This window comes from Deltaproteobacteria bacterium (assembly GCA_016709225.1).
GTDB classification, from domain to species: domain Bacteria; phylum Myxococcota_A; class Polyangia; order Nannocystales; family Nannocystaceae; genus Xiheibacterium; species Xiheibacterium phototrophicum.
This window is the reverse complement of the sequence record JADJEE010000002.1, coordinates 2,072,253-2,097,847: the sequence shown is the minus strand read 5'-3', so window position 1 is coordinate 2,097,847 and position 25,595 is coordinate 2,072,253. Positions and strand designations below refer to the sequence as shown.

General features: G+C 70.4%; 19 protein-coding genes. 6 read left to right on the top strand and 13 right to left on the bottom strand.

Going from position 1 to position 25,595, the window contains the following annotated elements:
- Positions 1-78: 78 nt before the first annotated feature.
- Positions 79-855: an MYXO-CTERM sorting domain-containing protein gene (locus IPH07_22830; protein MBK6920254.1), complete on the top strand. Its 777-nt coding sequence runs from the start codon at positions 79-81 to the stop codon at positions 853-855.
- On the opposite strand, the gene IPH07_22825 is transcribed toward IPH07_22830, so the two are convergent.
- Genes IPH07_22825 through IPH07_22815 form a run of 3 tightly spaced genes read right to left on the bottom strand, consistent with a single transcriptional unit; the run spans position 840 to position 5,088 of the window.
- Positions 840-1,877 carry a hypothetical protein gene (locus IPH07_22825; protein MBK6920253.1) on the bottom strand — a complete coding sequence of 346 codons (1,038 nt, stop codon included), beginning with the start codon at positions 1,875-1,877 and terminating at the stop codon, positions 840-842. The genes IPH07_22830 and IPH07_22825 overlap by 16 nt on opposite strands.
- Positions 1,878-1,930: 53 nt before the next feature.
- Complete coding sequence (locus tag IPH07_22820; protein ID MBK6920252.1) at positions 1,931-3,358, bottom strand: DUF1552 domain-containing protein; 1,428 nt, start codon at positions 3,356-3,358, stop codon at positions 1,931-1,933.
- Complete coding sequence (locus tag IPH07_22815; protein ID MBK6920251.1) at positions 3,355-5,088, bottom strand: DUF1592 domain-containing protein; 1,734 nt, start codon at positions 5,086-5,088, stop codon at positions 3,355-3,357. Before IPH07_22815 ends, IPH07_22820 begins: the two co-directional genes overlap by 4 nt.
- 313 nt (positions 5,089-5,401) lie before the next feature.
- Between IPH07_22815 and IPH07_22810 the strand changes: the two genes are divergently transcribed.
- Positions 5,402-5,779 (top strand): hypothetical protein, encoded by a 378-nt coding sequence (locus IPH07_22810; GenBank protein ID MBK6920250.1) that lies wholly within the window; start codon positions 5,402-5,404, stop codon positions 5,777-5,779.
- A gap of 52 nt (positions 5,780-5,831) precedes the next feature.
- Here IPH07_22810 and IPH07_22805 read toward each other — a convergent pair whose 3' ends face one another.
- The 3 genes from IPH07_22805 to IPH07_22795 form a co-directional block, all read right to left on the bottom strand.
- Positions 5,832-7,130 carry a DUF2254 domain-containing protein gene (locus IPH07_22805; protein ID MBK6920249.1) on the bottom strand — a complete coding sequence of 433 codons (1,299 nt, stop codon included), beginning with the start codon at positions 7,128-7,130 and terminating at the stop codon, positions 5,832-5,834.
- A gap of 80 nt (positions 7,131-7,210) precedes the next feature.
- Entirely contained in the window at positions 7,211-8,458 is a 1,248-nt protein-coding gene (locus tag IPH07_22800; GenBank protein MBK6920248.1) for a hypothetical protein, read from the bottom strand.
- A 117-nt stretch (positions 8,459-8,575) separates the two neighbouring features.
- Positions 8,576-9,841, bottom strand: coding sequence for a pyridoxal phosphate-dependent aminotransferase (locus IPH07_22795; GenBank protein ID MBK6920247.1), 1,266 nt, complete (start codon positions 9,839-9,841; stop codon positions 8,576-8,578).
- Positions 9,842-10,041: 200 nt separating this feature from the next.
- On the opposite strand from IPH07_22795, the gene IPH07_22790 reads away from it, so the two are divergent.
- Positions 10,042-12,846: a 2-oxoglutarate dehydrogenase E1 component gene (locus IPH07_22790; GenBank protein ID MBK6920246.1), complete on the top strand. Its 2,805-nt coding sequence runs from the start codon at positions 10,042-10,044 to the stop codon at positions 12,844-12,846.
- Positions 12,836-14,092: a 2-oxoglutarate dehydrogenase complex dihydrolipoyllysine-residue succinyltransferase gene (gene odhB / locus IPH07_22785; GenBank protein ID MBK6920245.1), complete on the top strand. Its 1,257-nt coding sequence runs from the start codon at positions 12,836-12,838 to the stop codon at positions 14,090-14,092. Before IPH07_22790 ends, odhB begins: the two co-directional genes overlap by 11 nt.
- Positions 14,093-14,142: 50 nt before the next feature.
- Here odhB and IPH07_22780 read toward each other — a convergent pair whose 3' ends face one another.
- The 3 genes from IPH07_22780 to IPH07_22770 all read right to left on the bottom strand — a co-directional run bounded on the left by IPH07_22780 (position 14,143) and on the right by IPH07_22770 (position 17,015).
- Positions 14,143-14,295 carry a hypothetical protein gene (locus IPH07_22780; GenBank protein MBK6920244.1) on the bottom strand — a complete coding sequence of 51 codons (153 nt, stop codon included), beginning with the start codon at positions 14,293-14,295 and terminating at the stop codon, positions 14,143-14,145.
- 66 nt (positions 14,296-14,361) lie between these two features.
- The gene (locus IPH07_22775; GenBank protein MBK6920243.1) at positions 14,362-15,222 is read right to left on the bottom strand and encodes an IS5 family transposase; all 861 of its coding nucleotides are present in this window, start codon (positions 15,220-15,222) and stop codon (positions 14,362-14,364) included.
- A gap of 11 nt (positions 15,223-15,233) precedes the next feature.
- Complete coding sequence (locus IPH07_22770; GenBank protein MBK6920242.1) at positions 15,234-17,015, bottom strand: PAS domain-containing protein; 1,782 nt, start codon at positions 17,013-17,015, stop codon at positions 15,234-15,236.
- Positions 17,016-17,114: 99 nt separating this feature from the next.
- Here IPH07_22770 and IPH07_22765 point away from each other — a divergent pair, with 99 nt between their 5' ends.
- Positions 17,115-18,719: a long-chain fatty acid--CoA ligase gene (locus IPH07_22765; GenBank protein MBK6920241.1), complete on the top strand. Its 1,605-nt coding sequence runs from the start codon at positions 17,115-17,117 to the stop codon at positions 18,717-18,719.
- Between the two features lie 529 nt (positions 18,720-19,248).
- Here the strand turns inward: IPH07_22765 and IPH07_22760 are convergent.
- On the bottom strand, positions 19,249-20,058 hold the full coding sequence (locus IPH07_22760) for a hypothetical protein (GenBank protein MBK6920240.1): 810 nt from the start codon (positions 20,056-20,058) through the stop codon (positions 19,249-19,251).
- 668 nt (positions 20,059-20,726) lie between these two features.
- On the opposite strand from IPH07_22760, the gene IPH07_22755 reads away from it, so the two are divergent.
- Complete coding sequence (locus IPH07_22755; GenBank protein MBK6920239.1) at positions 20,727-22,112, top strand: sigma-54-dependent Fis family transcriptional regulator; 1,386 nt, start codon at positions 20,727-20,729, stop codon at positions 22,110-22,112.
- A gap of 37 nt (positions 22,113-22,149) precedes the next feature.
- Here IPH07_22755 and IPH07_22750 read toward each other — a convergent pair whose 3' ends face one another.
- Genes IPH07_22750 through IPH07_22740 form a run of 3 tightly spaced genes read right to left on the bottom strand, consistent with a single transcriptional unit; the run spans position 22,150 to position 25,591 of the window.
- The gene (locus tag IPH07_22750; protein MBK6920238.1) at positions 22,150-22,611 is read right to left on the bottom strand and encodes a PTS sugar transporter subunit IIA; all 462 of its coding nucleotides are present in this window, start codon (positions 22,609-22,611) and stop codon (positions 22,150-22,152) included.
- A complete protein-coding gene (locus IPH07_22745) occupies positions 22,608-24,446 on the bottom strand; it encodes a HAMP domain-containing protein (protein ID MBK6920237.1) in 1,839 nt (612 codons plus the stop codon). Before IPH07_22745 ends, IPH07_22750 begins: the two co-directional genes overlap by 4 nt.
- Positions 24,443-25,591 carry a universal stress protein gene (locus tag IPH07_22740; GenBank protein ID MBK6920236.1) on the bottom strand — a complete coding sequence of 383 codons (1,149 nt, stop codon included), beginning with the start codon at positions 25,589-25,591 and terminating at the stop codon, positions 24,443-24,445. The genes IPH07_22745 and IPH07_22740 overlap by 4 nt, the downstream gene beginning before the upstream one ends.
- Between the last annotated feature and the right edge of the window lie 4 nt (positions 25,592-25,595).

Here is a 25,595-nt window from a genome sequence, read left to right as displayed (position 1 = left end):
GACCGATGCGCGCAGCGTGACGTCTGCTACCAACTCTCCTTTCGCGTGCGAGACCCCGCCTCCGCTACGCTGGTCGCCATGAAGCTTCGCACCGCGCTCGTGTCGGCCTCGCTCTTCCTGCCTTCGATCGCGTCGGCCCACGTGGCGATGACCGACCCCGTGCCGCGCAGCGGCGACAACGGGCTGACCATGGGCCCGTGCGGTGGCATCCCTGCGGGCACGCCGACGCCGTTCAACGCTGGCGAGACCATCACGGTGTCGTGGGCGGTCGGGCAGCCGCACGGCGGCTCGCTCACAATCGATTTCGCGGCAGCCGACGACACGGGCTTTCGTCAGTACGTCCTCGCCAGCGACGTCTCTGACGCCGAGGGCATGCCGACGTCGATCGACGTGCAGCTGCCCGACATCGACTGCGAGGCCTGCACGCTGCGGCTCACGCAGATCAATCCCAACGACGACGAGTACTACTCCTGTGCCGACATCGCGCTCTCGGGTGCGAGCGCCGGTTCGACCAGCGGTGGCGGTGCCACCACCGGTGCCGACGACTCGACCGGAGGTGGGGGCGACAGCACGGGCGGCGCGAGCACCGGTGATCCGAACCCCGGCAGCAGCTCCGATGACTCGGCCTCGGCGAGCGCGAGCGCCTCGGCCACTGGCGCCAGCGCGACCGTTGGCGGCGGCTCGGCCGGAAGCACCGGCGACGGCGACTCGAGCAGCGGTGCCGCCACCGACGACGACGGCGGCGGCTGCAGCTGCACCAGCGATCGCGACGCGAATGGCGTCGGAGCGCTCGCGGTGGTCGTGCTCGGCCTACTCGCGCGCCGTCGCCGACGCAGCGGTCACTCGACCCGGTGAACCACCAGCTCGGCCTCGAACGGCACGAGCACGGGCGCCTGGATCGCGACCCGATACACGCCTGCGGTCAGCTTGAGCACGTGCACGCCTTCGTGGGGAAACTCGGTGCCGAAGCCCTGATCGGCCTCGTTGAAAAGGTCACCGTTCGACGGCAGCGTCGTCGGAGCGTCGAGCGGGTCGGTGTGGCAGCCGACCAGGAAGAAGCTTCCCGCCGGTGAAAGCTCGAAAGCGTAGGTGCCGGCGCTGAGATCGATGCGTCGGAAGGTCGCCGGCAGGGGACTCGAGGAGCCCTCGACCCACTCCATCTGCGTTGTATCGGGCGCCGTGCAATCGACCGTCACCTGGGCTTGCCAGGTGGCGTCGTCGATCTCTGGGATCTCGGGATAGGGGCATGGATCGAGCGGCGGATAGGCATACGGCGCGTCGTCTTCGTACGCGGTGAGAACGGTCTGCGCCGAGCCACCGAGCGCGTCTTCGAACGTGTCTCCGCGCACGATTCGGCCGTACGCGTTCCACCCGTGCCGCTCGACGAGATAGCGCGAGAAATGGGACGCGCTCAGGTAGGTGTCGAGGTGGTTGGCGACGAGGTCGTCGGGCGTCAGCACGCGGCCCATCTCGCGTCGTGTCGAGCGGCCGGACAGCACCTCTGCGGCACCCTCGCTCCAGAACAGCGACGCAAACTGCAGCTCGCGTGCGGCGGCGTGCACGACCTCGTGGTGGACGGCGGACCACGTCGTGAAGATCTCATCGCGGTCGCGCTCGCGGCGATAGCAGCCGAGCAGATCGCCGCTGCAAGGGATCTCGTCGAACTCCATGAGATAGATGTCGATCGGCGGCCCGCGCCGGACCGCCAGTCGCTCCTCGACCAAGGCGACCCGTCGATCGAGTGCGTCGAGATCGCCGCGACACAGCGGCGTGTAGTCGCTCAGCTCGGTGCCGACACGGACTCGCTCGCCCTCGTAGTCGAGGGCGGGACGATCGGCCTGCTCGGCGTTGCACGCGGCGACAACGGTGGCGGCCATCACTCGTCGACCCACGAGTGCCAGGGGTCTGGATCGAACGGTCAGCGCCGCGATCACACCTCGAGCTCGGCCAGCGGTGCGTTGGTGTAGCCCGCTTCGTAGCCGAACTCCGCCAGCGGCAGGCCGGCGCCTCGCAGGGCGGTGAGCAGCGCGCGGGTGGTGTTGTCGCCGGCGCCGCGGAAGTGGACGTTGCCGCGCAGGCGACCGCCACCCTTGCCGCAGATGAGCATGGGCATGTCGTCCTGCGAGTGGGTCCAGCCCTCGGCGTGCTCGGTGCAGACGAGGATCGAGCTGTGCTCGAGCAGGTTGCCGGCGCCCTCCTCGGTGTCGCGCAGGCGCTGCAGGAAGTAGGCGAGCTGCTCGAGGTTGAACTTCGCCACCGCGGCGCCGGTGGTGTAGGGCGAGGGCTCGGTGTGGTTGAGGTAGTGGTGGCCATCGGTCGCGCCGACCATCCAGAACACGGCGCCCGAGCCACAGGTCGAGTACTGCACCGAGAACGCCCGCGTCAGGCCGCACGCGAGCGCGAGCGCCATCAGGTCGCTCATCACCTGGTTCTTCTCGACGATGGCCTCGTTGGAGTCGACGTCGGGGAACTCGCCGGGATCGGCGGGCTGCTGGCAATCGGCGAGCGGCGCCGACAGCCGCGTCTCGAGCTCGCTGATGCTGGTCAGGTGCTGATCGAGGCGCTGCTTGTCCTTGGCGCCGAGCTTGCCCTCGAGGGTGTGGATCTGCTCGCCCACGGCATCGAGCACGCTCGCCCGGGCCTTGCGCACCAGCGGCTCCGCGGTGCCTTGATTGAACAGGCGATCCCAGAACGCGTGCGGGCTCTCCTCCGAGGGGTTCACGTTGGTCTCGCCGGCGACGCTGCCGTTGTGCGAGAGGTACTGGAACGAGGTGCCCTCGTCGGTGCCGCGAAAACGCGTGACCGCGATCTCGAGCGAGCGGTACGGCGACGGCGTGCCATCGCCCATGAAGTAATTCGCAGCGATCTGATCGACCGACGGGTACTTCATGGTCGACACGATGGTGTCGCGGACGTCGGCGACCTTGAGGTGCGGCCCGCCCGAGCACACCGCCGACATGCCCGAGTGATGGGGATGGCGCGGCGTGAGCACCGACATGCCCGTCACCACGCTCACGTACTCCTTGAGCGGCACCAGCGAGGTCAACGAGCCGTCGACCGGCGGCTGCCAGTCGGGCCCGACCGAGGGCGTGAACTGGCCCATGTGCATGCCGTTGCCGGTGAACCACAGCCCGAAGCGGGTCGGGATCGACTCGCCGGCCGCGAACGCGTCACCGTGGTCGTTGAGCATGATGCCGAGGATCGGCAGGCCGACCACGGCACCACCGACGCCGCGCAGGAACATGCGCCGCGGCATCGGCCCTGCGCTCGCGAGTCGACCACGCAGGTCGAGGTAGGTGCTGCGATCGCCCTGCTCGGCGCGACGGCTGCGTTCGCGTCGGTCGTCGTTGCGGCTCATGTGCCCTCCTCCACGCTCGCATAGCGGAAGCCGTCGTTGGTCACGAGCGCGACCACCAGCGCCTTGAAGTCGTACTCGCTGGTCACGAAGGCCTCGATCACCGCCTGCACGGCGTCTTCTTCGTCGTCGCCGGCCAGGTGCGCGCCGCCGTGCTCGTAGAAGCGCCTGGCGATGCAGGCGCCCGCCGCCGGCAGCTCGGCGACGAACGCTGCCATCTCGAGCGGGCCATCGACCGGCGTGCCGTCGACTTCGGTGGCCGCGTCGATCGGCAGGTTCAGCTCGTCGGTCACGCGGTGGGCTCCGATGGCGTCGTAGTTCTCGAGTGCGAACCCGATCGGATCCATCAGCTCGTGACAACCCTTGCATGCGGCCTGGGTGCGATGGACCTCGAGCCGCTGTCGCAGGGTCTGCGGTGGTTGGGTGGGGTCGGGCTCGGGCAGCGTGGTGTCGACGCCCGCCGGTGGTGGCGGCACGTCCTGGCACAGCAGCTGGATCCGCACGAAGCGGCCGCGGTGGGTCGGCGAGGTCTGGGTCTTGTTGGCGTTGACGGCGAGGAAGCCGGCGGTGGTCAGGATGCCCGCGCGCGGCGTGCCCTCGGGGTGCGAGTACGCCTGCAGCTCGGGCCCGACGATGCCCTCGATGCCGTAGACCTTCGCGAGGTCCTCGTTGACGAAGGTCGATGGCGTGGTGAACAGCTCGCGGAAGTCGCCCGAGCCGTCGAACACCGTGGTCTCGAACATGCGCTCGAGCTCGACCCGCATCGACGGACCCATGGTCGCGCTCATCTGCGGGAACAGCTCGACGCTGCGGTCGAGCTGGTCGAGCTTGCGGATGTTCATGAAGTCGCGGAAGAACCCGACCAGGGCCGGTCGCGCGCGATCGTCCTCGAGCAGGCGCATCGCTTGCTGCTCGACGGTGTCGAGGTCGAGCAGCGCTCCGGATGCGGCCAGCTCGAGCAGCTCGTCGTCGGGCGGGCCCTCGTGCAGCAGGTACGACAGCCGACTGGCCATCTCCCAGCTGGTGTAGCGCAGCAGCTCGGGGCGACCCGGCACGGGCTCGCCGATCTCGATGCGGAACAGGAAGTGGGGCGATTGCAGCACCGCCGCGGCGGCGAACTCGATGCCGGCGGCGACGTCGGCGAGGTCGGCCGCGATCGAGGCGGCCAGGCCCGCCAGCGCGTCGCGCTCGGCCGTGGTCACCGGTCGCCGCCAGGCCCGAGTTGCGAAGGTCTCGAGGAAGCTCGCGATGCACGGGTCGTCGGCGCTCGTGGGCTCGCAGCCGATCAGCGCGGCGCGTCGCACGGGATCGGCCCACACCTGATCGAGCACCGCATACGCAGCGGCTTCGTACTTCTCGGCGTCGAGCGACGAGATGGTCGCGCCGGCGGCGGAGATCGACGTGAAGCCGTAGAGCAGATCGTCGGTCGGCAGCTCGGCGGGCAGCGCGAGCGGCTCGCCGAGCAGCGCGAGGTAGCTGTTGTGGAGCTGGGGCTGGGTGAGGCGATGGATCGTCGGCGGAGCCGGCAGCACCGCGCCGGTCGGCGGCTCGTCGCCGCCGGTGCTACCGCCCTCACCCCCGGCGGTCACGCCGGAGGTATCCGATGCGAGCCCGTCGTTGGCCCCGCGGTCGCCGTCGATGCCGCGGTAGCACGCCGCGGAGGTCGAAGCGACCCACGCGGCCGCGATCACGAGCTCGCGTCGCAGGATCGAACCACGGAAGATCGTCGCCACGCCCACGATTCCACGGTACCCGAGTCGGCGAGCCGCGCCAAACCCCTCGTGCGCCCCGGTACGCAAACCGCGAGGGCCCTCGGACGGCACGCGTTGCTCCCCGACGCATCCCGAGATCGTCGCCGCCGATGCCGGCCGTTCGCGACGCGATCACGTGTTCTGCATGTGTTGCAGCATGCAAACCCGCCGCGTGCAGGCCTCCACGCGACGACGAAATGCGATCGCGACGTACGATTGCGACCGTGCGCAGCGGCTTGCGCGGGTATCATGATTCATGGCGAAGGCAAGACGATCGGTTGCGAAGAGTGAGTTCGTGGAGAAGCACCTCGCGACGGCACTGGAGCGGCTGGAGCTGGCGGCAGCCGCCGGACAGAAGGCGGTCGCGGTGCGCCTGCGTGACGGCAAGAAGCTCGCGGTGGCCGTGAAGCGCCTGGCCAAGCGCAAGGGCGCGCTGGTGAAGCGCAAGAAGGTGGCCTCGCGGCGCGCCCGGAAGTCGCCCAGCGGGGAGACCCGTCGCGCGCTCAAGTCGGCGATCCGCGAGCTGACGACGACGACCGCGGCGCTCGCCAAGGCCAAGGCCGCCAAGGCATCGCACGCGACCGAGTACGCGGCGCTGCGCACGGCCCACCGCCGCGCGGCCGGGTATGCGCGGGCGATCGCCCAGGTCGATCGCGCGCTGCGACGCAAGTAGTCGCGAGCCCCGACGAACTCGCGCCAGCGCAGTCACGGCGGGCGCGGGGACTTCAGGCCCGAGTGCTGCGCAGGGCCTCGTCGCGCGCGGCGTCGAGCCGCTCGCGATCGTGGGCGGCCGGCACCGTGCGGGTCGAGCACTCGGCCACGCGGTGCACCTGCAGCGTGAGCGCGTCGCGGCGCTCCGGTTCGCGCGTGCGCCCCAGCAGCAGCGTGAGCACCTCGAGTTGCCGGCGCAGCACGGCCACGTTGCCGCCGGCACTCTGGCGGATCTGATCGAACGCCTCGGCCACCCACAACTCGAAGGTCGCGCCGCGCGGCAGCAGCCGCAGCTCGCCACCGTGCCACCGCGCCGGCTCGGCGATGCGGCGATCGATCGCGTGGGCGAGGATGGCCCCGAGGAAGTCGACGCACGAGACGGCGGTGGTGGTGTCGTTGACGCCGGGGGACAACGCCTTCAACGCGACGTCGACCAGCTGGCGGATGCCGAAGCCGGGGTCCTGCGAGAGCGTACGGCGCTTGGCGATCGCAAAGGCGTCGCATACCCCGTCGCGCAGCGCGTCGTCGGGGGCGACCGGGCCCAGCTCGACCAGCGGCTCACCGCGCGTCGCGAACTCGCCGACCCCGCGCAGCATCCGGATGACCCGGCCGTGTCGGCGCGCCAGCTCGAGCAGCGCGTCGAGGTCCACGCGCTGCACGTAGCCGTCGGCGGTGGCGGCCACGGGGTGCCACGCCGTCACGTCGGGCGCAACCGGCTGCGAACGGTCGCTGGGGTCGCCCAGGCGCACCGTGAAGCTCTCGTCGATCACCGTGATGGTGTCGCGGGCCGTGGCGGCGATGATGCTCGCAGCCTGGATCGAGTCGGCGATGTGGTGGATGAAGAAGATGAGGAACCCGATCGCCACGAACGCGAGCGCCAAGCCCACGAACACTGCGAGCGCGGGCACGAAGCTGCCCTCGTCGCCGCTGCGGATCGATCGCAGCACCACCAGGCAATAGCCGAACACGCCCACGAACACGCCGAGCACCCACTGGTTGGGCCGGTCGCGCATGAAGTTGCCGAGCACGCGCGAGGTGTACTGGCTCGAGGCCAGGGTCAGCGCGACGACCGTGATCGAGAAGCTGACGCCGGCGACGGTGATCATCGAGCCGGCGATGGTCGACAGCAGCGCGCGGGCGCCCTCGGCCCCGGCACCGAACAGTCGCGGCCAGCCGTCCGCCAGGGCGTGACGGCCGTCCTCGAGCTCGATCATGCCGGCCGCAAGCCCCACGCACGCGATCACCACCAGTGCCGGGATGAACCACAGGCTCGAGCGCAGATCGTCGAAGCGGTCGCGGAGCTGCCGGAACACCGCGGCGACTCTACGGCACCAGCGCCCCGCTGCAAGCCGCGTTCGTCAGCGGCTCGCACGCGAGCGCGAGCGCACGGTCGTCAGTTGAACGAGAACGTCTCCCAAGCCAGCTTCTCCGACAGTGTCTCGTTGCCCATGAGGGCGCGACGTGGCGCGAAGATGGCACCGACCGGCCGATCGAGGCCCAGCTTGCTCAGCTCGCGGTACAGCGAGGTGACCAGGCCGCGGTTGAGGCCCGACTCGCACGCGACCAGCACCACGTCGCCGCCGCGATAGCCGGCGCGCCACATGGCGATCGCGACCGCGCGGATCTCGAGTACCCGCGACATGTTCGCGGTGGCCCAGAAGACTCGCGAACTCTCGGTGGCGTGGGCGGCCACGAAGAACGCGTCGTCCCAGTTGTTCGCGATGACGAAGGCGTTGTCCTCGGTGAGGTTGAGCGCCCGACCGGGCATGTTCGCGACCGGTCCGATGAAGATGTTGTCGCCCATCGGGCCCACCACACCGCGGGCGCGGGCCGCGACCGAGGCCGCGTCGCCGCCCGCGGGTGCCAAGCGACGGCTGATCATCGCCTCCATCTCGGCGCGGCTGCTCTGCGTGAGCGGGCGTCGCATCAGGATCGCCGCGGTCGCGCTGACCCCCAGCGTCAGCACCACCTCGGCGAACATGCGCGCGGCCTGCTCCCGCTGCGCCTCGGTGTTGGCGACCTTCGCGAGGTTGTAGAACTCGATCAGCTGCAGAAATGCCGTGACGGCCGCGGTGCCGATCGCCGCCACCGCGATGCCAGCGAGCACGAGGTCGACGATGAAGCCGACCCCGAAGAAGTGAGCGGCCGCGTAGATCGCAAGCGTCGCGCAGAACAACCCGATCGCGGTCGGCGTGATGAGCTCGCGCAGGCGATCGGCGATCGCCGCCGGCATGTACTTGTACGAGCGCTGGATCGCGTCGAAGACCTTGCCCTCGATGTCGTCACGCGGCGTGGTCATCTCGGCCACGCGCACCTGCTCGGTGTAGATGAGGTGGGCGAACTGCCCGCGCACGTACGCGTCGCTGGTGAGCTCGGGCGAGTTGTTGCCGTGGGCCCGCAGCACCCGGCGCATCGCCTCGGTGTTGGCCGGGTCCTGGCTGAAGCCGGTCATGAAGATCTGATAGTTCGTGCCGGGGCCGGGCGACGACTGTGATGGCACCGCCGATCCGAAGCCCATCACCGGCACGCCGATGCGGCGACCCAGCTCGTCGCGGACGCCGGGGCGCTCGAGCGAGAAGAGGTCGTCCGCGATCACCCACTTGGAGCCGTTGCGATGGGTCAGGATCTCGGGTTGCGTCACGGTCGCGGCTGCCTCTCGCCTCGTGGGGGGCAGCTGCGTCTACGTCCGCGCGGCGCTCGAAAATCAACCGAAGTTGCCCGCGGCCGCCTGCGGTTGCTGGGGAAAATCGCCGGACTGCTACCCGCATGCGCGGGCGAAGGCTGCGATCGCGCCGTCGACGGTCGGGTCGTCGACCGCCATCGACAGCCGCAGGTAGCCGGGCGTGCCGAAGGCGGTGCCCGGGACCACCAGCGTGCGCTCGGCGACCAGACGCTCGGTCAATGCGATGTCACCGCCGTGGGCGTCGCGCAGGCGCTCGGGCAGGCGCGGGAACAGGAAGAAGCCCGCCCGGGGCTCGGGCAACGTGAAGCCGATCTCCACGAGCGCGCTGGCCATGCGCCGAGCGTTGCGCGCGTAGATCGAGACATCGACGCGTCCGGCCGGATGCGACAGCACCCGCGGCAGCGTGCGCTGCATGAGCGCCGGCGCGTTGACGAAGCCGAGGATGCGCGTGCAGTAGGCCGCGGCGCGTTGCAGCGATGCGCGACCGAACATGTGCGGCGAGATGAGCAGGTAGCCGATGCGCTCGCCGGCCAAGCCGAGGTCCTTCGAGTGGCTGGTGGCGAACACCACGTGGGGGTAGCGCGTGAGCATCGACGGCACCGCACCACCGTCGTACACGAGATCGCGATAGGGCGCGTCCTCGACCACGACGATGGGGCGGGTCCGATCGCGGTTGGCCCGGTTCAGTACCGCCGCGAGCGCGTCGAGCTCGTCGTCGCCGTAGATCGCCCCGGTGGGGTTGTTGGGTGAGTCGAGCAGCACCCACCGCGTGCGCGGGCCGATGGCGTTGGCGATGGCGCCCGCGTCGAGCGAGAAGTCGCGCCCGGTGGCGGCCGGCACCAGCCGTGCGCCGACGGTGGCGCAGTACTGCTCGTACTCCGAGAAGTACGGCGCCGGCGCCACGACCTCGTCGCCGGGATCGAGCATCGCCTGCGCGAGCACGTTGAGCGCCCCCGCGGCACCGACGGTCATCGTGACGTGCTCGACGGTGAACTCGAGCCCGTAGCGCGCGCCCTCGCGGGCCGCCACGAACGCGCGCACCTCGGGGAACCCCGCGTTGGTCATGTAGCGGTGGCGCCCCTCCGGCTCGTTCTCCAGCTCCGCGAGCACCGCCTCGCGCCAGACCTTCGGCGGCTCGAGGCTCGGGTTGCCGAGCGAGAGGTCGAACACCGGCAGCGGCTGCGACGCGCGCAGCTGCGTGCCCAGCTCGAACATGCGGCGGGTCCAGGACTCGCGCGACGCCAGCACCGTGGCGGCAACCCGCGCCGAGAGCTGTCCGCGCCGCTCGGCGTCGTCGGCTGCAAGCGGCGGCGTCGCGTTGCCGGAGTCTGCAGCGCTCACGATCGGACCCTACCAGGCGAAGGATGGCCCACCAACCGCTACGTGCGTGCGTGGGCGTGCGCATGCGCTCGTGGTCGGCGACCCCGTGCTGCTTTGGGACGCGCGGGTGGGCTATCCTTGGCGCCCGCGCGAGCGACGAACCGCGAACGCCGCGCATCGCCGCCATTCCGAAGGCGAGCTCGCGCGGCCCGAGCAAGACGATGGACATCGAGCGTTCCCTGTCGAGCCACAACCTTCCGTTCCTCGAGTCGCTGTACGAGGACTTCGAGCGCGATCCTGCGTCGGTCGATCCGGAGTGGCGAGCACTCATCGAACGCGTGGGCCGCGAGCGCAGCAACGGGCATGCGCGCGCGACCTCGCACATCGGCAGCGGGAGCGAAGCCGACCGCGCCGAGCAGATCGCCGTGCAGTCCGCCGTCGACCGACTCATCGAGCACTACCGCTTGATCGGGCACATGCGCGCGCAGATCGATCCGCTGGGTCGCCCGCGCCGCGAGATCACCGACGCGCTCGACCTGGCGTACTTCGGGCTCGGTCCGCAGCACCTGCAGCGCAAGCTCGATCCCGGCACGCTGTTCCCCGGGCGTCACCAGGCCACGCTCGCCGAGATCCTCGCGCGTCTGCAGAACACGTACACCCGCGGGATCGGGGTCGAGTACTGGCAGATCAACGACATCGAGCAGCGCAACTGGCTGTGCGATCGCATGGAGGTCTGCGAGAACCAGGTCATCCCGTCGCAGAAGGATCAGCTGCACCTGCTGCGCGCGCTGACCCGGGCCGACGCCGCCGATCGCTTCCTGCACACCAAGTTCATCGGCGCCAAGCGCTTCTCGATCGATGGCGCCGAGAGTGTCATCTCGCTGCTCGACACGCTGGTCGAGGACGCCGGCCTGCTCGGCGTGGAGGAGGTCATCTTCGGCATGGCCCACCGCGGCCGCCTGTCGGTGTTGATGACCCTGCTCGGGGCCTCACCGGCGCAGGTGTTCTCGCGCTTCGCCGGCGGCGAGGACCCGCTCGAGACGCTCGGCTCGGGCGACGTGAAGTACCACCTGGGTTCGTGGCGCGACTACATCACCCGCGCCGGCAAGGCGATGTACCTGGCGTTGGCGTTCAACCCCAGCCACCTCGAGGCCATCACACCGGTCATCGCGGGTCGTGTGCGCGCCAGCCAGGACCGCCGCACCCCTGATCGGAAGAACGCGGTGCTCGGCGTGACGCTGCACGGCGACGCCGCGTTCATGGGCCAGGGCGTGGTCGGCGAGACGCTCAACCTCGGGCGCCTGCCGGGCTACGGCAACGCCGGCACCATCCGCATCGTCATCAACAACCAGATCGGCTTCACGACCAACCCCGAAGAGGGGCGCTCGACGATGTATCCGACCGCGGTCGCCGACATGCTCAACGTGCCGGTGTTCCACGTCAACGGCGACGACCCCGAGGCCGCCGCCTACGTCGCCAAGCTCGCGATCGAGTTCCGTCAGCGGTTTGCCCGCGACGTCATCATCAACCTTGTGTGCTACCGCCGCTATGGCCACAACGAGGGTGACGAGCCCACGTTCACGCAGCCGCGCATGTACGACCTCATCTCGCAGCGCAAGCCGGTGCTCGAGCTGTACCAGCAGCGCCTCATCGATCGCGGCACCGTCACCAAGCGCGACTGCGACGAGCTCGCCGACGGCTTCCGCGAGGAGTTCGAGCACGCGTTGGCCGAGATCAAGCGCGTGGGGCCGCAGCCGCTGCGCTCGCCCATGCACGGCGTGTGGCAGAACTACGCCGGCGGCCCGGAGTCGCCCACGCACGAGGTGCCGACCGCGATCGATCGCGAGACCATCGAGCGCATCGGCCACGCGATCACGACCGTGCCCCGCGACTTCACCTTGCATCCCAAGCTGACCCGCTTCGTCGCCGAGCTCGGCGAGATGGCCAAGGGTGAGGCGCCGATCAGCTGGGCGATGGCCGAGCACCTCGCCTACGGCGGCCTGCTGATGCAGGGCTACCACGTGCGGCTGTCGGGCCAGGACTGCATGCGCGGCACCTTCACGCATCGCCACATCGGCTACGTCGACAACGAGACCGAGGAGCGCTACTTCCCGCTGCGCCACATCTCGCCGTACCAGGGCCGACTCGAGGTGTGCAACTCGCCGCTGTCGGAGTTCGCGGTGATGGGCTTCGAGTTCGGCTACAGCCTCGCGGCACCCGACACGCTGGTGATCTGGGAGGCGCAGTTCGGCGACTTCTGCAACGGTGCGCAGGTCATCATCGATCAGTTCCTGTCGAGCTCGGAGGACAAGTGGAACCGGCTCTCGGGCCTGGTGCTGCTGCTGCCGCACGGCTTCGAAGGGCAGGGGCCCGAGCACTCGAGCGCACGGCTCGAGCGCTTCCTGCAGCTGGCCGCCGAGGACAACATGCAGGTCTGCAACCTCACCACGCCGGCGCAGATGTTCCACGTGCTGCGACGGCAGACGCTCCGACGTTGGCGCAAGCCGCTGGTCATCATGTCGCCCAAGAGTCTGCTGCGCACGCGGCAGTCGTTCTCGCCGCTGGCGGACATCGAGCGCGGCGAGTTCCAGCGCGTGATCGACGACACCTCTGCCGATCCGGCCAAGGTGCGGCGCGTGATCTTCTGCAGCGGCAAGGTCTACTACGACCTCGTGGCCGCTCGCGCAGAGCGCGGCCGTGACGACGTCGCGATCGTGCGCATCGAGCAGCTGTACCCGTTCCCGGCCGCCGCCGCGACGGCGGTGCTCGAGCGCCATCACGCCGCCCGCGACTTCGTGTGGGCGCAAGAAGAGCCGCACAACATGGGCGCGTGGCCGTTCATGCGCAACTGGCTCGGCCATCTCGTGGGGGCGCGCCATCCCGGCGTGACGCTCCACTACGCCGGACGTGCCGAGAGCGCCAGCCCGGCGACCGGCTCGCTCGAGAGCCACGAGCTCGAGATCAAGATGTTCCTCGACGAGGCCTACGCCTCCCCCGCTCCAGGACGTTCGAACGATGACGATTGAGATCCGTATCCCCCAGATGGGCGAGTCGGTCACCGAAGGTGTGATCGCGCGTTGGCTGAAGACCGAGGGCGAGTTCGTGCGCGCCGACGAGCCGGTGGTCGAGGTCGAGACCGACAAGATCACGGTGGAGGTGCCAGCGCCCAGCGCGGGCGTGCTCTCGCGGCAGAACGTCGCCGTCGGTGCCACCGTCGGCGTGGGTCAGACCGTCGGCGAGATCGACGACGCGGCCAAGCCCAGCGCCGGCAGCAATGGCAGCAGCAAGCCGACTTCCGCCGCCGCGGCGCCGCCAGCCCCCGCGACGGCCCCGGCGGTCCCAGCAGCACGCGCCTCGAGCGACACGCCGGCCGGTCCGTCGGCGCGGCTCGAGGCCGCCGATCGCGGCATCGACCTGAGCGCGGTGCCTGGCACCGGACGCGGCGGTCGTATCACCAAGGACGATGTCGTGCGCGCCGGCGCGGCCCCGGCCCCAGCGGCCGCCCCCGCGCCTGCGCCCGCCGCCGCCAAGTCGACACCGATGCCGACCCCGCCGCGCGCGCGCGCGCAGGGCGAACGCGAGGAACGCAAGCCGATGTCACCGCTGCGGCGGCGCGTCGCCGAGCGCCTGGTCGAGTCGCAGAACAACTACGCGATCCTGACGACCTTCAACGAGGTCGACATGTCCGCGGTGATGGAGCTGCGCGCGCGGTACAAGGAGTCGTTCGAGAAGAAGCACGGCGTGCGGCTCGGCTTCATGTCGTTCTTCGTCAAGGCCGCGATCGAGGCGCTGCGCGAGTTCCCCATGGTGAACTCCGAGATCGACGGCGACGACGTGGTCTACAAGTACTACTACGACATCGGCGTCGCCGTCGGTGGCGGCAAGGGGCTGGTGGTGCCGGTCATCCGCGAGGCCGACAAGCTCAGCTTCGCGGCGGTCGAGCAGACCATCACCGCCTACGGTGAGCGCGCGCGGGCCAACAAGCTCACGCTCGACGAGCTCACCGGGGGAACTTTCACCATCAGCAACGGCGGGGTCTACGGCTCGATGCTGTCGACGCCGATCCTCAATCCGCCGCAGACCGGCATCCTCGGCCTGCACAACATCGTCGAGCGCCCGGTCGCGATCGACGGCAAGGTCGAGATCCGGCCCATCATGTACCTCGCGCTCAGCTACGATCATCGCCTGCTCGATGGTCGCGAAGCGGTGCAGTTCCTGGTGCGGATCAAGCAGTGCATCGAGCGGCCCGAGCGCTTGCTGCTCGAGGTCTGACACGATGGCCGTCGCGCCGGCCGTTCGTGTCGGGGCCGGCGATCTCCGCGTCACTCACCTTCGACGATGCGTGCGCGGGCGGTCTCGAGGATTGCCCGCGCGAGCACGGCCGGACGTATCGGCTTCGCCACGTGTCGCGCGAAGCCAGCGGCCAGCGAGCGGGCCTCGTCCTCGCGGCCTCCGTGGGCCGAGAATGCGATCACGGGCGTCGAGGCCCGGCGTGGATCGGGCAGCGCCCGAATCGCGACTAGGCTGTGTCCGGTTTCCCATCAAGCCCCGAAGATGCGTAGATAGCGGTGGATGAAGGCAAGCCGGACCATCCCGCCGAAGTTGATGGCGGTCTTCTCGAAGCGGGTCACCACGCGTCGCGACTCCTTGAGCCAGCCGATGAGGCACTCGACGATGCTGCGGCGCCTGTAGAGGCGCTTGTTGAAGGCGACCGGGCGCAGCGCTCGAGTCTCGTTGTGCTTCGTGGGGATCACCGGTGTGATCCCCAGGGCGAGGAGATACCTATCGATCCACTCCGCGCGGTAGCCCTTGTCGCCTGCGAGTGCCAACGGCCACTCCATGACGACACCTCGATCATCATGCAGTGCTTCGTCAGCACCTTGAAGGACCGGCGCGAGCATCGGTCCGTCGTGGGCTTGTCCGGCGCTGAGCTCGAAGTGGAGTGGGTGGCCCTCAACGTCACACAGGATGTGGATCTTCGTGCCCCAGCCCCGCGGAGCGCCCCCAGAGCGTGATCCGCTGGCTCCTGCGGATCGGATCTTTTTCCCCCCGCCGCTGCTGCAGCGCGCAGCTCGAATCGATGTCCCGTCGATGCACCACAACTCGGAGGGGTCCGCGTCGTGCGGGACGGCGATGCTCCGCAATCGCCGAAGTACGCGGTCGAACGTCTCGTCCTTCGTCCACTTGTCGAAGAAGTCCCAGGCGGTCGACCATGGGCCGAAGCACTCCGGTAGGTCTCGCCACGGAGCCCCAGTTCGCAACACCCAGAAGATCGCGTCGAGCATGAGACGACGATCCCGCGGCCGCCGACCGGTCTTGAAGTTGTTCGTCGGGAACAGGTCCCCGATCAGCTCCCACTGCGCGTCGGTAAGGCGGTGGCGAGGCATGCCCGTCGTGGTCATGCCCCCTTGGATCACGGATCCCCGATCCGCCCAAGAATTTGACGGTTTCGGGGAAACCGGACACAGCCTAGTAGCGCGAAGCCATCGATCTCCGGCATCGCGAGATCAGACACGATGACGTCGGGGCTCTCGCGTTGGAGTGCGCGCAGGGCCTCCGCGGCCGATGCAGCGACCGTCACGGTGGCGCCGCAGCTGAGCAGCACCGCCGCGATGACCTCGCGTGCGCTGCCCTCGTCGTCCACGGCGAGCACGCGCAGGCCCGCGAGCGATGGCGCCGCCGCCGGCGGCTCCGACACGCTCGGCTGCACCACCGGCTCGGGCGACAGCGGCAGCGTGACGGCGAAGCGAGCACCGGTGCCGGGCCCGTCGCTGTGTGCGGTGATCGTGCCGCCGTGCAGCTGCACGAGGTGATGCGCGATCGCGAGCCCCAGGCCGAGCCCGCCGCGCTTGCGGGTGTTGCTGCGATCGGCCTGCCAGAAGCGCTCGAACAGGTGCTCGGCCAGCTCGGGCGTGAGCCCGACGCCGTGGTCGCGGATCTCCAGCGCCACCTGCTCGCCGTCGCAGCCGAGCGTGACCTCGATGGTGCCGTTGTCGTGGCTGAACTTGATGGCGTTGCCGAGCAGGTTGCCGACGATCTGCTGCAGGCGCGAAGCGTCGCCGGCGACCGGTGGCACCTGCGTGAGCCCGAGGAGCTGTAGGGTGAGGCCGCGGCGCTCGGCCTCGAGGCGATGGTCACCCAGCGCCGCGCGGACCGCCGCTGCGAAGTCGACTGGTACCCGCTCGATCGAGAGCTTGCCGGCGATGATGCGTGAGACCTCGAGCAGGTCCTCGATGAGCCGCGCCTGCTGCAGCGCGTTGCGCTCGATGCGGGCGATGGCGTCGCGCCATCGTGGCACGTCGGCGGTGGGGTCGCTGCTCATCAGCTGCGCCCAGCCGAGGATCGCGTTCAGCGGCGTGCGCAGCTCGTGCGACACCACCGCGAGGAACTCGTCCTTGGCGCGGTTGCTGGCCTCTGCGACCTGGCGCGCGCGGTGCTCCGCCGCCAGCAGGCGGGTGTGCTCCGCGAGCGCGAGCTTCTGGTCGTGCACGTCGGTGTTGGTGCCGAACCACCGCACGAGCCGGCCCTGCTCGTCGCGAACCGGCATCATCCGCGAGAGGTGCCAGCGCAGCGCACCGTCGGAGGCGCGTCGCAGCTGGACCTCGTCCTCCCACGGCTGGCCCGTGGTCAGGGACTCGCGGAACAGTCGCAGCACGCGCGGCAGATCGTCGGGATCGTGCACGACCACCCAGCCCCAGCCCTGCTGCGACTCGAAGGTGGTGCCGGTGTAGTCGAACCAACGCCGGTTGTAGAAGTCGATCCAGCCGTCGGGCCGCGCCGTCCATGCGAGCGCGGGGATCGAGTCGACGAAGGTGCGGAACTCGCCCTCGCTGAGCTGTCGCTGCGGCTGCTGGCTGCGGTGCTCCAACGCGTGCGCGCTGACGCTGCCGAACACCTGGCGCGGGCCGTGGTCGTCGCGCAGCAGCAGCGCGAAGTCGTGCAAGGCCACCACCCTGCCGTCGTGTCCACACATGCGGTAGTGGCCTGCCCACTGCGCGAGCGAGCCGTCGGCCAGCTTGGCCCAGGCCTGTTCGACCGCGCTGCGATCCTCGGGGTGGATCCGCGCCAGGTACTCGGCGCGCTCCCACGCGCTGGAGGTGGGATCGCCGAGCAGCTCGACGATCGCCGGTGAGTTGTGCCACTGGTCGCTGCGAAGGTCCCAGTGCCACCAGGCCGGTCCGCGTTCCGGCGTCATCGAGGTCGGGGTCCGCCCACGTCGGCGTCGACGGTAACCGACGGGCGGCCGTGCTGCCAGGGCGCACCGCGTGGCCGTGCGATTCGCTACGATGTCGGGATGGACGGCACGATGATGGGGTTGCCGCTGACGCTCGATCAGCTCGTCGAGCGCGCGGCCGAGCAGTATGCAGCGATCGAGGTGGTGTCGCGCCGCCCGGATCGCAGTGTGTCGCGAACGACCTACCGGGCGGTGGTGGACCGTGCGCGTCGGCTCGCTGCGGCGCTCGTCGCCGCGGGCGTGCGCAAGGGCGAGTGCGTCGCGACGCTCATGTGGAACCACGCCGAGCACCTCGAGGCCTACCTCGGCATCCCGCTGGCGGGCGCGGTGGTGCACACGCTCAACCTCCGGCTGCATCCCGACGAGATCGCCTTCATCGCCGCCGACGGCGGCGCGCGCACGCTGATCGTCGATGCCGTGCTGTTGCCGCTGTTCGCGAAGTTCGCCGACAAGGTCGCGTTCGAGCGCGTGATCGTCGTGGGTGAGGGCGAGCTGCCACCGGGCGCGGTCGCCTACGAGGCGTGGCTGGCGGCTGCCGATCCGTCGTGCAAGCTGCCGCAGCTGGCCGAGCACGACGCCAGCGGCTGCTGCTACACCAGCGGCACCACCGGCAAGCCCAAGGGCGTGGTCTACACCCACCGCTCGACGATGCTGCACTCGCTGGTCAGCGCGCTGCCGGATTGCTTCGGGCTCTCGCGGGCCGACGTGCTGCTGCCGGTGGTGCCGATGTTCCACGTCAACGCGTGGGGCCTGCCGTACACCGCGACCATGGTGGGCGCCAAGCTGGTGTTCCCGGGACCGCACCTCGACGCCGCCAGCGTGCTCGACCTGATGCGCGACGAGGGCGTGACGATCGCAGCGGGTGTGCCGACGATCTGGCTCGGCATCCGCGACGCGCTCGAGGCCGAGCCCGGGCGCTGGCCGTTGCGCGAGGGCGTGCGCATGGTCGTCGGCGGCTCGGCGGCGCCGCAGCAGCTCATCCGCGACTTCGATCGCCATGGCCTGCGACTCATCCACGCCTGGGGCATGACCGAGACCTCACCGCTGGGGCTGGTCTCGCGCGTGCCGCCACACCTCGCCGATGCCCCCGAGGCGCTGCAGCTGGAGCTGCGCGCCAAGCAGGGCACGCCGCCGCCGCTCGTGCGCGTGCGGGTGTGCAACGACGCGGGCGTCGTGCCGCAGGACGGTCGCACCAGCGGCGAGGTGCAGGTGCGCGGGCCGTGGGTCACCGCGCGCTACGCCGGCATCGACGTGCCCGATCGCTGGACCGCCGACGGCTGGTTTCGCACCGGCGATGTCGCACACGTCGACGCGCACGGCTTCGTCCAGCTCACCGATCGCATGGCCGATCTCATCAAGTCCGGTGGCGAGTGGATCGCATCGGCCGAGCTCGAGAACGCGTTGATGTGCCACCCGGAGATCCGCGAAGCCGCGGTGGTCGGCGTGCCCCACCCGCGGTGGAGCGAGCGCCCGGTCGCAGTGATCGTGCCGCGGGCCGGCAAGTCCCCCACCGACGACGCGCTGCGCGAGTTCCTCGCACCGCGGTTCCCCAAGTACTGGCTGCCCGATGCGTTCGTCGTGGTCGAGGAGATCCCTCGTACGTCGGCGGGCAAGTTCAAGAAGACCGAGCTGCGCGAGCGTCTGCGCAACTTCGAGTGGCCGTAGGCGGCGGCATCGATCGCGAGCGCGTCCGGCGAGCGAGGCCTCCGAAGAACCGCTCGACGAGCGGCAGCCAAGGCGACCGCCGGAGGTCACTGCATCGGATCCACCGAAGCCCCTGAGGGCGTGGCCGTCGCGCTCGCGGTGCCGGAGAAGCCGGCCCGCAGTGCGGCCGCGGGCATGCCCGACGATCGCATCGTGGCGCGCCTGGGATTCCTCGCGCTCGCGCGTCGCGGCTTGCTGGCCTCTCGCAGAACTGGTCGTGCGTCGATGCCGGCGATGACGCCACCGCGAACACCGACTACGGCGCCGACGGTCTCTCGCGTTCGTGGCGAAGCGCTGCGATCGCTGATCAGACGTCTTCTTCGGCGCCTGCGAACGTCGGCGGCGGGAACCGAGCGAACCGCCGCCGGCACCGTTGCCCGTGCGGTCGTCGACAGCGCGTAATCGTCGCTCGCGAGCACGATTGTTAGGTCGTCCTCATCACGCGCCCGACGCTCCGCTTCCTGCTTCGAAGCCCTCGAGCGCGCGCGCTTCAGGCGAGGCTCGCTCGGGCGTACTCGTCGAGGACCTCGATCATGGCGTCGATCTGCAGCTTCACGGCGGGATCCTGTACGAAGGGCTCCACGCGTCGCAGAGCATCGTGCCAGCCGCCGATCTGCATGCCGAGGGTCCAGGGGTGGCCCGGGAGCGTGGCCCAGGGTCCGCGTGGACACGGGCGACCGACACCGGTGACCCGCTCTACCCGGTCACTGTGGTGGTTGATGAGCTCCATCGAGGGCTCATCGACCTGGGCGGCCAGCACTGGGAGCTCATGGATCAGCGCAGCCGTCACGCCGACCGGGTCATCCGTGGCCAGCAGGATGTCGCGGCTCACCATCAGCCCCTGCGCTCGGCCGTGGAGCTGGTCCCCGAGGGCGGGCTCCGGCAGATCGACGCCCAGGACTTCGAGCACCGCCACATGAGCAGCGAGCCCTTGCTGAAGGTAGCGCCAGTCGCTCTGGACGAGCGGGTCGAGGCGCTCGGGGGCAATGCCCGTCACCACCGAGTGTAGGGCGAAGGGGAGCTGCATCGCGCTGCGGGTGTAGGGATCGTTCACCGACAGGATGCGCAGCGACTCGGCGGCCTGCATCTGCTCCTCCGGGCTCAGCTTCTGCACGTCCGCCGAGATCATCGCGATGGACGAGGCCGTCCCGCGGACGTCCATGCGGCTGAGCTCGTCGGCGGTGAGGCCGTCGGGCGTCGGACTCGGCAGCGAGGCGATGGACGCGGCGGGGGCTCCATCGACGGGTTCATCGAGGCTGCATCCGGTGAGGAGCACGAGGGCTGCGATCGATCGAGTCATGACGGAGATCCTGGCGGAGCGTCGGGTCGCGCTTCCGCCGGGGGATATGTCTCGTCGCGTGCTCGTGATTGCACGAGCGTACGAGCGGGCCGAACCAGGCCTAGCACGCCGAGCTACAAGATGGGTTCGAGATGAAGCCGCTCCGCTGCGGCGCGCGCGCCATGCACGACCAGCGCGCCGCTCGTGCTGTTCGGCTGCACCCCGGCGCTCAAGGGGTTCGAAGCGGGAAGCGGAGCGTGGGGAACGACCGGGTCGGGGCGGTTGGGGGCCGGTCGTGCGAGGCGATGTGGCGCGACCTGCGGCTTCACGTGGCAGGGCGCGCCGGACGACGGTGCCGCGCTTGCCCCCGGCACCTACGCGTTCGAGCGGCCGCGGCGGCCCGAGGCCAACGTGGCGCGGCGTCCCGTCGTCGCCGATGACGGCCCATGGTGTTTTCGACTCGATGAAGATGTGATCGCCGACGCGCAGGCCAGGATCGTCGTCGAGGATCCCGACGGGGATGTTGTAGACGGTCCCGTCGCAGCCGAGGTCCGGAGCTGGACCACCGCACACGCGGCAGAACGCGTTGCCGTCGAGCCGGCGCGTCGAACCGCAAAGCGGCGCTGGCTCCCGCGCGATCGCAGCGCGCAGCGGCGGGCCGTGCCGCTGCGTGGCACAGTCGCCACGTCATGCCGTCGTCCTCGGTCCCCCCGTCCCTCGACGTCGCCGCGAGACCCGGGCTCTCGGTACTCGTCGTCGACGACGAGAAGAACATTCGCGCGACGCTGGCACTGTGCCTCGAGCAGGCCGGCGGTCGCGTCACCGCGGTGGGCACCGGTGCGGCCGCCCTCGCTGCGCTCGAGCGGGACCACTACGACGCAGCGTTCCTCGACCTCCGCCTGGGCGACGAGAACGGCCTCGACGTGCTCCCGACGCTGCTCGCCGCGCAGGCGAGCCTGAGGGTGGTGGTCATCACCGCGTACGCGACCTTCGACACCGCGGTCGAGGCGATCAAGCGCGGCGCGGTCGACTACCTGCCCAAGCCGTTCACGCCGGCGCAGATCCGTCATGTCGTCGAGCAGATTGCGGCGCGACGCGCAGTCGATCGCAAGCTTGCCGACCTCGAGCGGGTGATCGCCGCGGAGGTGCCCGAGGCCGACCTCGACACCGACGCGCCGGCCATGCGCGCGGTGCTCGACACCGTGCGCCGGGCGGCGGCCTCGGACGCGACCATCCTGCTGCGCGGCGAGAGCGGCACCGGCAAGGGTGTGCTGGCGCGGGCGGTCCACGCCCAGAGCTTGCGGCAGGCCCAGCCGTTCGTGACCGTGAACTGCCCGACGCTGTCGGACGACCTGCTCGCCAGCGAGCTGTTCGGCCATGCCCGCGGCGCGTTCACCGGTGCGGTGCGTGATCAGGCTGGCCGCGTCGAGTCGGCGGAGGGCGGCACGATCTTCCTCGACGAGATCGGCGAGATCTCGATCGGCCTGCAGGCCAAGCTGCTGCGGTTCCTGCAGGACAAGCAGTTCGAGCGCGTCGGCGAGAATCGTACCCGTCGCGCCGACGTCCGCGTGCTCGCGGCGACCAACCGCGATCTCGCCAAAGATGTGGCCGAGGGCCGCTTCCGCGAGGACCTGCTGTTCCGCCTCAACGTGATCGAGGTGGTGGTCCCGCCGCTGCGCGAGCGCCCCGAGGACATCGCCCGGCTCGCGCGTCGGTTCCTGGCGTTCTTCGCCCGCGCGGCAGGCCGCCCCGCGCCCGAGCTGTCGGAGGCGGCGCTCGCCGCCGTGCTCGGCCACCGCTGGCCGGGCAACCTCCGCGAGCTCCGCAACGCGATGGAGCGCGCGGTGATCCTGTGGCCCAATCCGCGGCTCGGCATCGAGGCGCTGCCGGATGCGATCGCGGCCCACGTCACACACGCGGTGCGGCTGGGGGGCGATCACACCCTCGATGTGATCGAGCGCGAGCACATCGAGCGCGTGCTGGCCCGGGTCGCGACGCAGGACGAGGCGGCGCGGATCCTGGGCATCGACGCGTCGACGCTGTGGCGGAAGAAGAAGCGCTACGAGGGCGGGTGACCGGCACGGCCGTGACCCGGCGAGGCGCGGGCGCTCGTCAGGCGCCGCCCGGCCCCTCGCGCCGCAGGATCGCGTGGATGTCCGCCGCATCCTTCGCACCCATCAAGGCCTCGCGGGTCGGTGCGTGGGCGAGCATCCCGCTGACCCGGGCGAGCGCCTTCAGGTGGGCATGGCTCCAATCGGGCGGGCGGATCAGCGCGACGAACAGGTGCACGCGCGCGCCGTCGGGCGCACCCATCGACACCCCGGCCCGCGAACGGCCGAGTGCTCCGACGATTCGCGCCAGCTGCGGGTGCACGCCGTGGGGGATCGCGAGGCCGTGCCCGATCGCCGTCGACGCCAGCGCCTCGCGCTCGCGCAGCGCGGCGACCAGCTCGTGCGCAGCGATGCCGGTGGTCCGAGCCATCGGCGCGCAGAGCTCGGCGAACACCGTGGGGATGTCGTCGCCCACGAGCTCGACGATGGCCGCATCTTGCGGGAGCAGTTCGACCAGGTTCATGTCGCGCGGGTGTCGGGCACGAGGTGCCCGATGGTGAAACAGAAGCTCGCACCGCGTCCAGGCGGGTCGGCCACGACCGCGATGCGTCCGCCGTGGGCCTCGACGACCTCGCGGGCGATCGACAGGCCCAAGCCCGCGCCGGACGCGGTGTCGCCGGGCACGCGAAAGAAGCGATCGAACACGCGCGACGCGTAGGCCGCTGGCACGCCGGGTCCCTCGTCGGTCACCGAGAAGCGGACCGCCTCACCCTCCGGCTCCGCAGCGATGGTGATCGCGCTGCCCGCGGGCGCGTAGCGCAACGCGTTGCCGACCAAGTTGTCGAGCACGAGCCCGATGCGCGTGCGATCGACGGCGACCGGCTCGAGTGACGGGGTGATGCGGGCCTCGAGCCGCACCCCGCGACGCTCGGCATCGACGCGATGCGACTCGATGGCCTGCTCGACGAGCGCAGCGGGTGCCAGCGGCTCGCGCTCGAGCTCGACCTTGCCGGCCTGCAGTCGCGTGAGGTCGAGCAGATCGTCGACGATGCCCTGGAGCCGCTCGCAGTCGTCGCGGGCCGCACCGAGCAGATCGAGCTGCTTCTCGCCGAGCTCACCGGCCGCCCCCTCGACGCACAGATGGATCGCCATCCGCAGCGAGGTCAGCGGCGTGCGCAGCTCGTGGGCGACCGTGGCCATGAGGTCGTTGCGCAGCTCGTCGAAGCGACGCAGCCGCGTGACGTCCTGCACGATGACCGTGGCACCGGTGACGCCGGCATCGGTTCCGTACAGCGGCGACGCCCGGGGCAGGAACCATCGCTCGCCCTCGGACGAGCTGACCGCGACCGCGTCCTCGAATCCCTGCGGGAGGTAGGGCCCCTTGCCCGCGAGCACGTGATCGCGGGCGGCCTGCAGGCGTGCACGCAGGCCCGGCTCGGCCAACCCGAGGGCGTCGCCCAGCGACACCGCGGCGTCGAGCTCGAGCAGGCTGTCGGCGCCGGCGTTCGAGGCGAGCACGCGACCCTCGGTGCCGAACACGACGACCGGATCGGGGAGGCTGTCGATCGCGGCTTGGGCGGAGAGTTGAGCCTGCAGGAGCTCGCCCAGCGAACTCTTGCGGAACGCCTCGAGCCGCGTCGCCATCTGGTTGAACTCGGCGGCGACGGCCGCGATCTCGTCGCGCCCCATGAGGTTCGCGCGCACCGACAGATCGCCCTCGCCGAGCCGACGGGCCACCAGGCTGAGGTTGTCGAGCGGCCGCAGCAGTCGCGTGGTGATCGTGCTCGACGCGAGCAGTCCCAGCACCAACGCGCCGATCGACGACCACGCGACCACTGCCTCGGACTCGTCGGCCGTCTCTCGGGCCGCCTCGCTCTTGCGGACCATCGCGTCCTGGTTGAGGGCGAGGATCTCGTCCGCAGCGTCCTTGAGCACCGCGAAGCGGGGCTCGAGCGCCTCGAAGTAGATCTCGGCGCGCGGCTGCGCCCCGAACGCATCGTAGGCGGCCTGATAGTCGACCCACGCGCGTCGCAGGCGCGCGGTCGCCCCGTCCTCGCCCGGCTCGGTCACGTTCTGCTCCTGCGCCACGAGCTCGGCCTCGAGCGTCGGACGATGGGTCGCGATCAGGGCATCCGCGCGTTCGGGCGAGCCCGAGACCCGGAACAGCGCCGCGCTATCCATGCGCTCGGCGGACTCCTTCATGCGCTGCGCCGCCAACACGCTGCGGTAGTTGTCGCGGAGGATCCGCGCAGAGGTCTCGGCCAGTGCGTCCACGCTCGAGGCCGAGATCAACCCGACCACCACCAGCGCGAGCGCCAGCGGGAGCTGGGCCAGCAAGAGCTTGATGCGCAGCGTCATCGGGTCTCGCGCTCCTGCAGGGGAACCAGGTGCAGATCGATGTCGACGGTGGCCTCGATCAAGCGATGGGCGGTGTCGAGGCCGAGCCAGCGTCGCCACGGCGACTGTCGCGATCGACCGACGACGAGGTGGCCGACCCCGTGCGATCGCGCGAAGTCGAGGAGGCTGGTCACGGGATCGCGGCCCTTGAGGCGTACGACCTCGGCCCCGAGCTCGCGCGCGAGCTCGATGTTCTGGTGTAGATGACGCTGGCGTGTGGCGTCGATCCGCGCGGGGGCCTCGTCCGGGGTCTCGACGTAGACGACGTACCAGTCGCTCGACAGTCGACCCGCCATCCGCGAGCCGCGGCGCAGCAGCGCCGGGGCGGCGCGCGAGTAGGACGACATGCAGACCATGACCTTGCCGGCGCTCGGCCGGGTTGCACCGACGCCGGTGCGCTGCCCGGGCGCCGCGGTGCGCTCGACGCTCTCGGCGACCTCGCGCAGCACCAGCTCGCGCAGCGTCGTCAGGTTCTCCTCGCGGAAGAAGTGCTGCCGCGCCCACTCGACGCGGTCGGGGCCGTAGATCTTGCCCAGGCTCAGCCGCTCGAGCAGGTCCTCGACCGCCAGATCGAGCGTCACCACCTGGTCGGCCTCACGCACGAACGTGTCGGGCACGGTCTCGCGGATGATCACGCCGGTCGTGCGTTCGACCATGTCCTTGAGCGACTCGAGGTGCTGGACGTTGAACGCACAGATGACGTTGATCCCGGCGTCGCACAGCTCGAGCACGTCCTGATAACGCTTGCGGTGGCGACTGCCGGGCACGTTGCTGTGCGCGACCTCGTCGACGACGGCCACGTGCGGGCGTCGGGCCACGACTGCGTCGAGGTCCATCTCTTCGATCGCGACACCGCGGTACTCGACCCGCCGCCGCGGCACCGCCTCGAGCCCCTGGGCCAGCGCCGCCGTCTCGGCGCGACCGTGGGTCTCGATGTAGCCGAGCACGACGTCCACCCCGCGTGCCGCGAGGGTGTGGGCCTCCTCGAGCATGCGGTAGGTCTTGCCCACGCCCGCCGCGAAGCCCAGGTAGAGCTTGAGTCGCCCGCGCTTGGCTCGCTCGACCAGCTCGAGGAAATCCTCGGGGCGCTTGCGATCGACGGCCATCGGA

Coding starts and splice junctions, on each gene's coding strand:
- IPH07_22790 (MBK6920246.1), top strand. CDS start 10,042: ATGGACATCGAGCGTTCCCTGTCGAGCCACAACCTTCCGTTCCTCGAG.
- IPH07_22820 (MBK6920252.1), bottom strand. CDS start 3,358: ATGAGCCGCAACGACGACCGACGCGAACGCAGCCGTCGCGCCGAGCAG.
- IPH07_22830 (MBK6920254.1), top strand. CDS start 79: ATGAAGCTTCGCACCGCGCTCGTGTCGGCCTCGCTCTTCCTGCCTTCG.
- IPH07_22770 (MBK6920242.1), bottom strand. CDS start 17,015: ATGACGCCGGAACGCGGACCGGCCTGGTGGCACTGGGACCTTCGCAGC.
- odhB (MBK6920245.1), top strand. CDS start 12,836: ATGACGATTGAGATCCGTATCCCCCAGATGGGCGAGTCGGTCACCGAA.
- IPH07_22750 (MBK6920238.1), bottom strand. CDS start 22,611: ATGAACCTGGTCGAACTGCTCCCGCAAGATGCGGCCATCGTCGAGCTC.
- IPH07_22760 (MBK6920240.1), bottom strand. CDS start 20,058: ATGACTCGATCGATCGCAGCCCTCGTGCTCCTCACCGGATGCAGCCTC.
- IPH07_22775 (MBK6920243.1), bottom strand. CDS start 15,222: ATGACCACGACGGGCATGCCTCGCCACCGCCTTACCGACGCGCAGTGG.
- IPH07_22740 (MBK6920236.1), bottom strand. CDS start 25,591: ATGGCCGTCGATCGCAAGCGCCCCGAGGATTTCCTCGAGCTGGTCGAG.
- IPH07_22745 (MBK6920237.1), bottom strand. CDS start 24,446: ATGACGCTGCGCATCAAGCTCTTGCTGGCCCAGCTCCCGCTGGCGCTC.
- IPH07_22755 (MBK6920239.1), top strand. CDS start 20,727: ATGCCGTCGTCCTCGGTCCCCCCGTCCCTCGACGTCGCCGCGAGACCC.
- IPH07_22825 (MBK6920253.1), bottom strand. CDS start 1,877: ATGGCCGCCACCGTTGTCGCCGCGTGCAACGCCGAGCAGGCCGATCGT.
- IPH07_22765 (MBK6920241.1), top strand. CDS start 17,115: ATGGACGGCACGATGATGGGGTTGCCGCTGACGCTCGATCAGCTCGTC.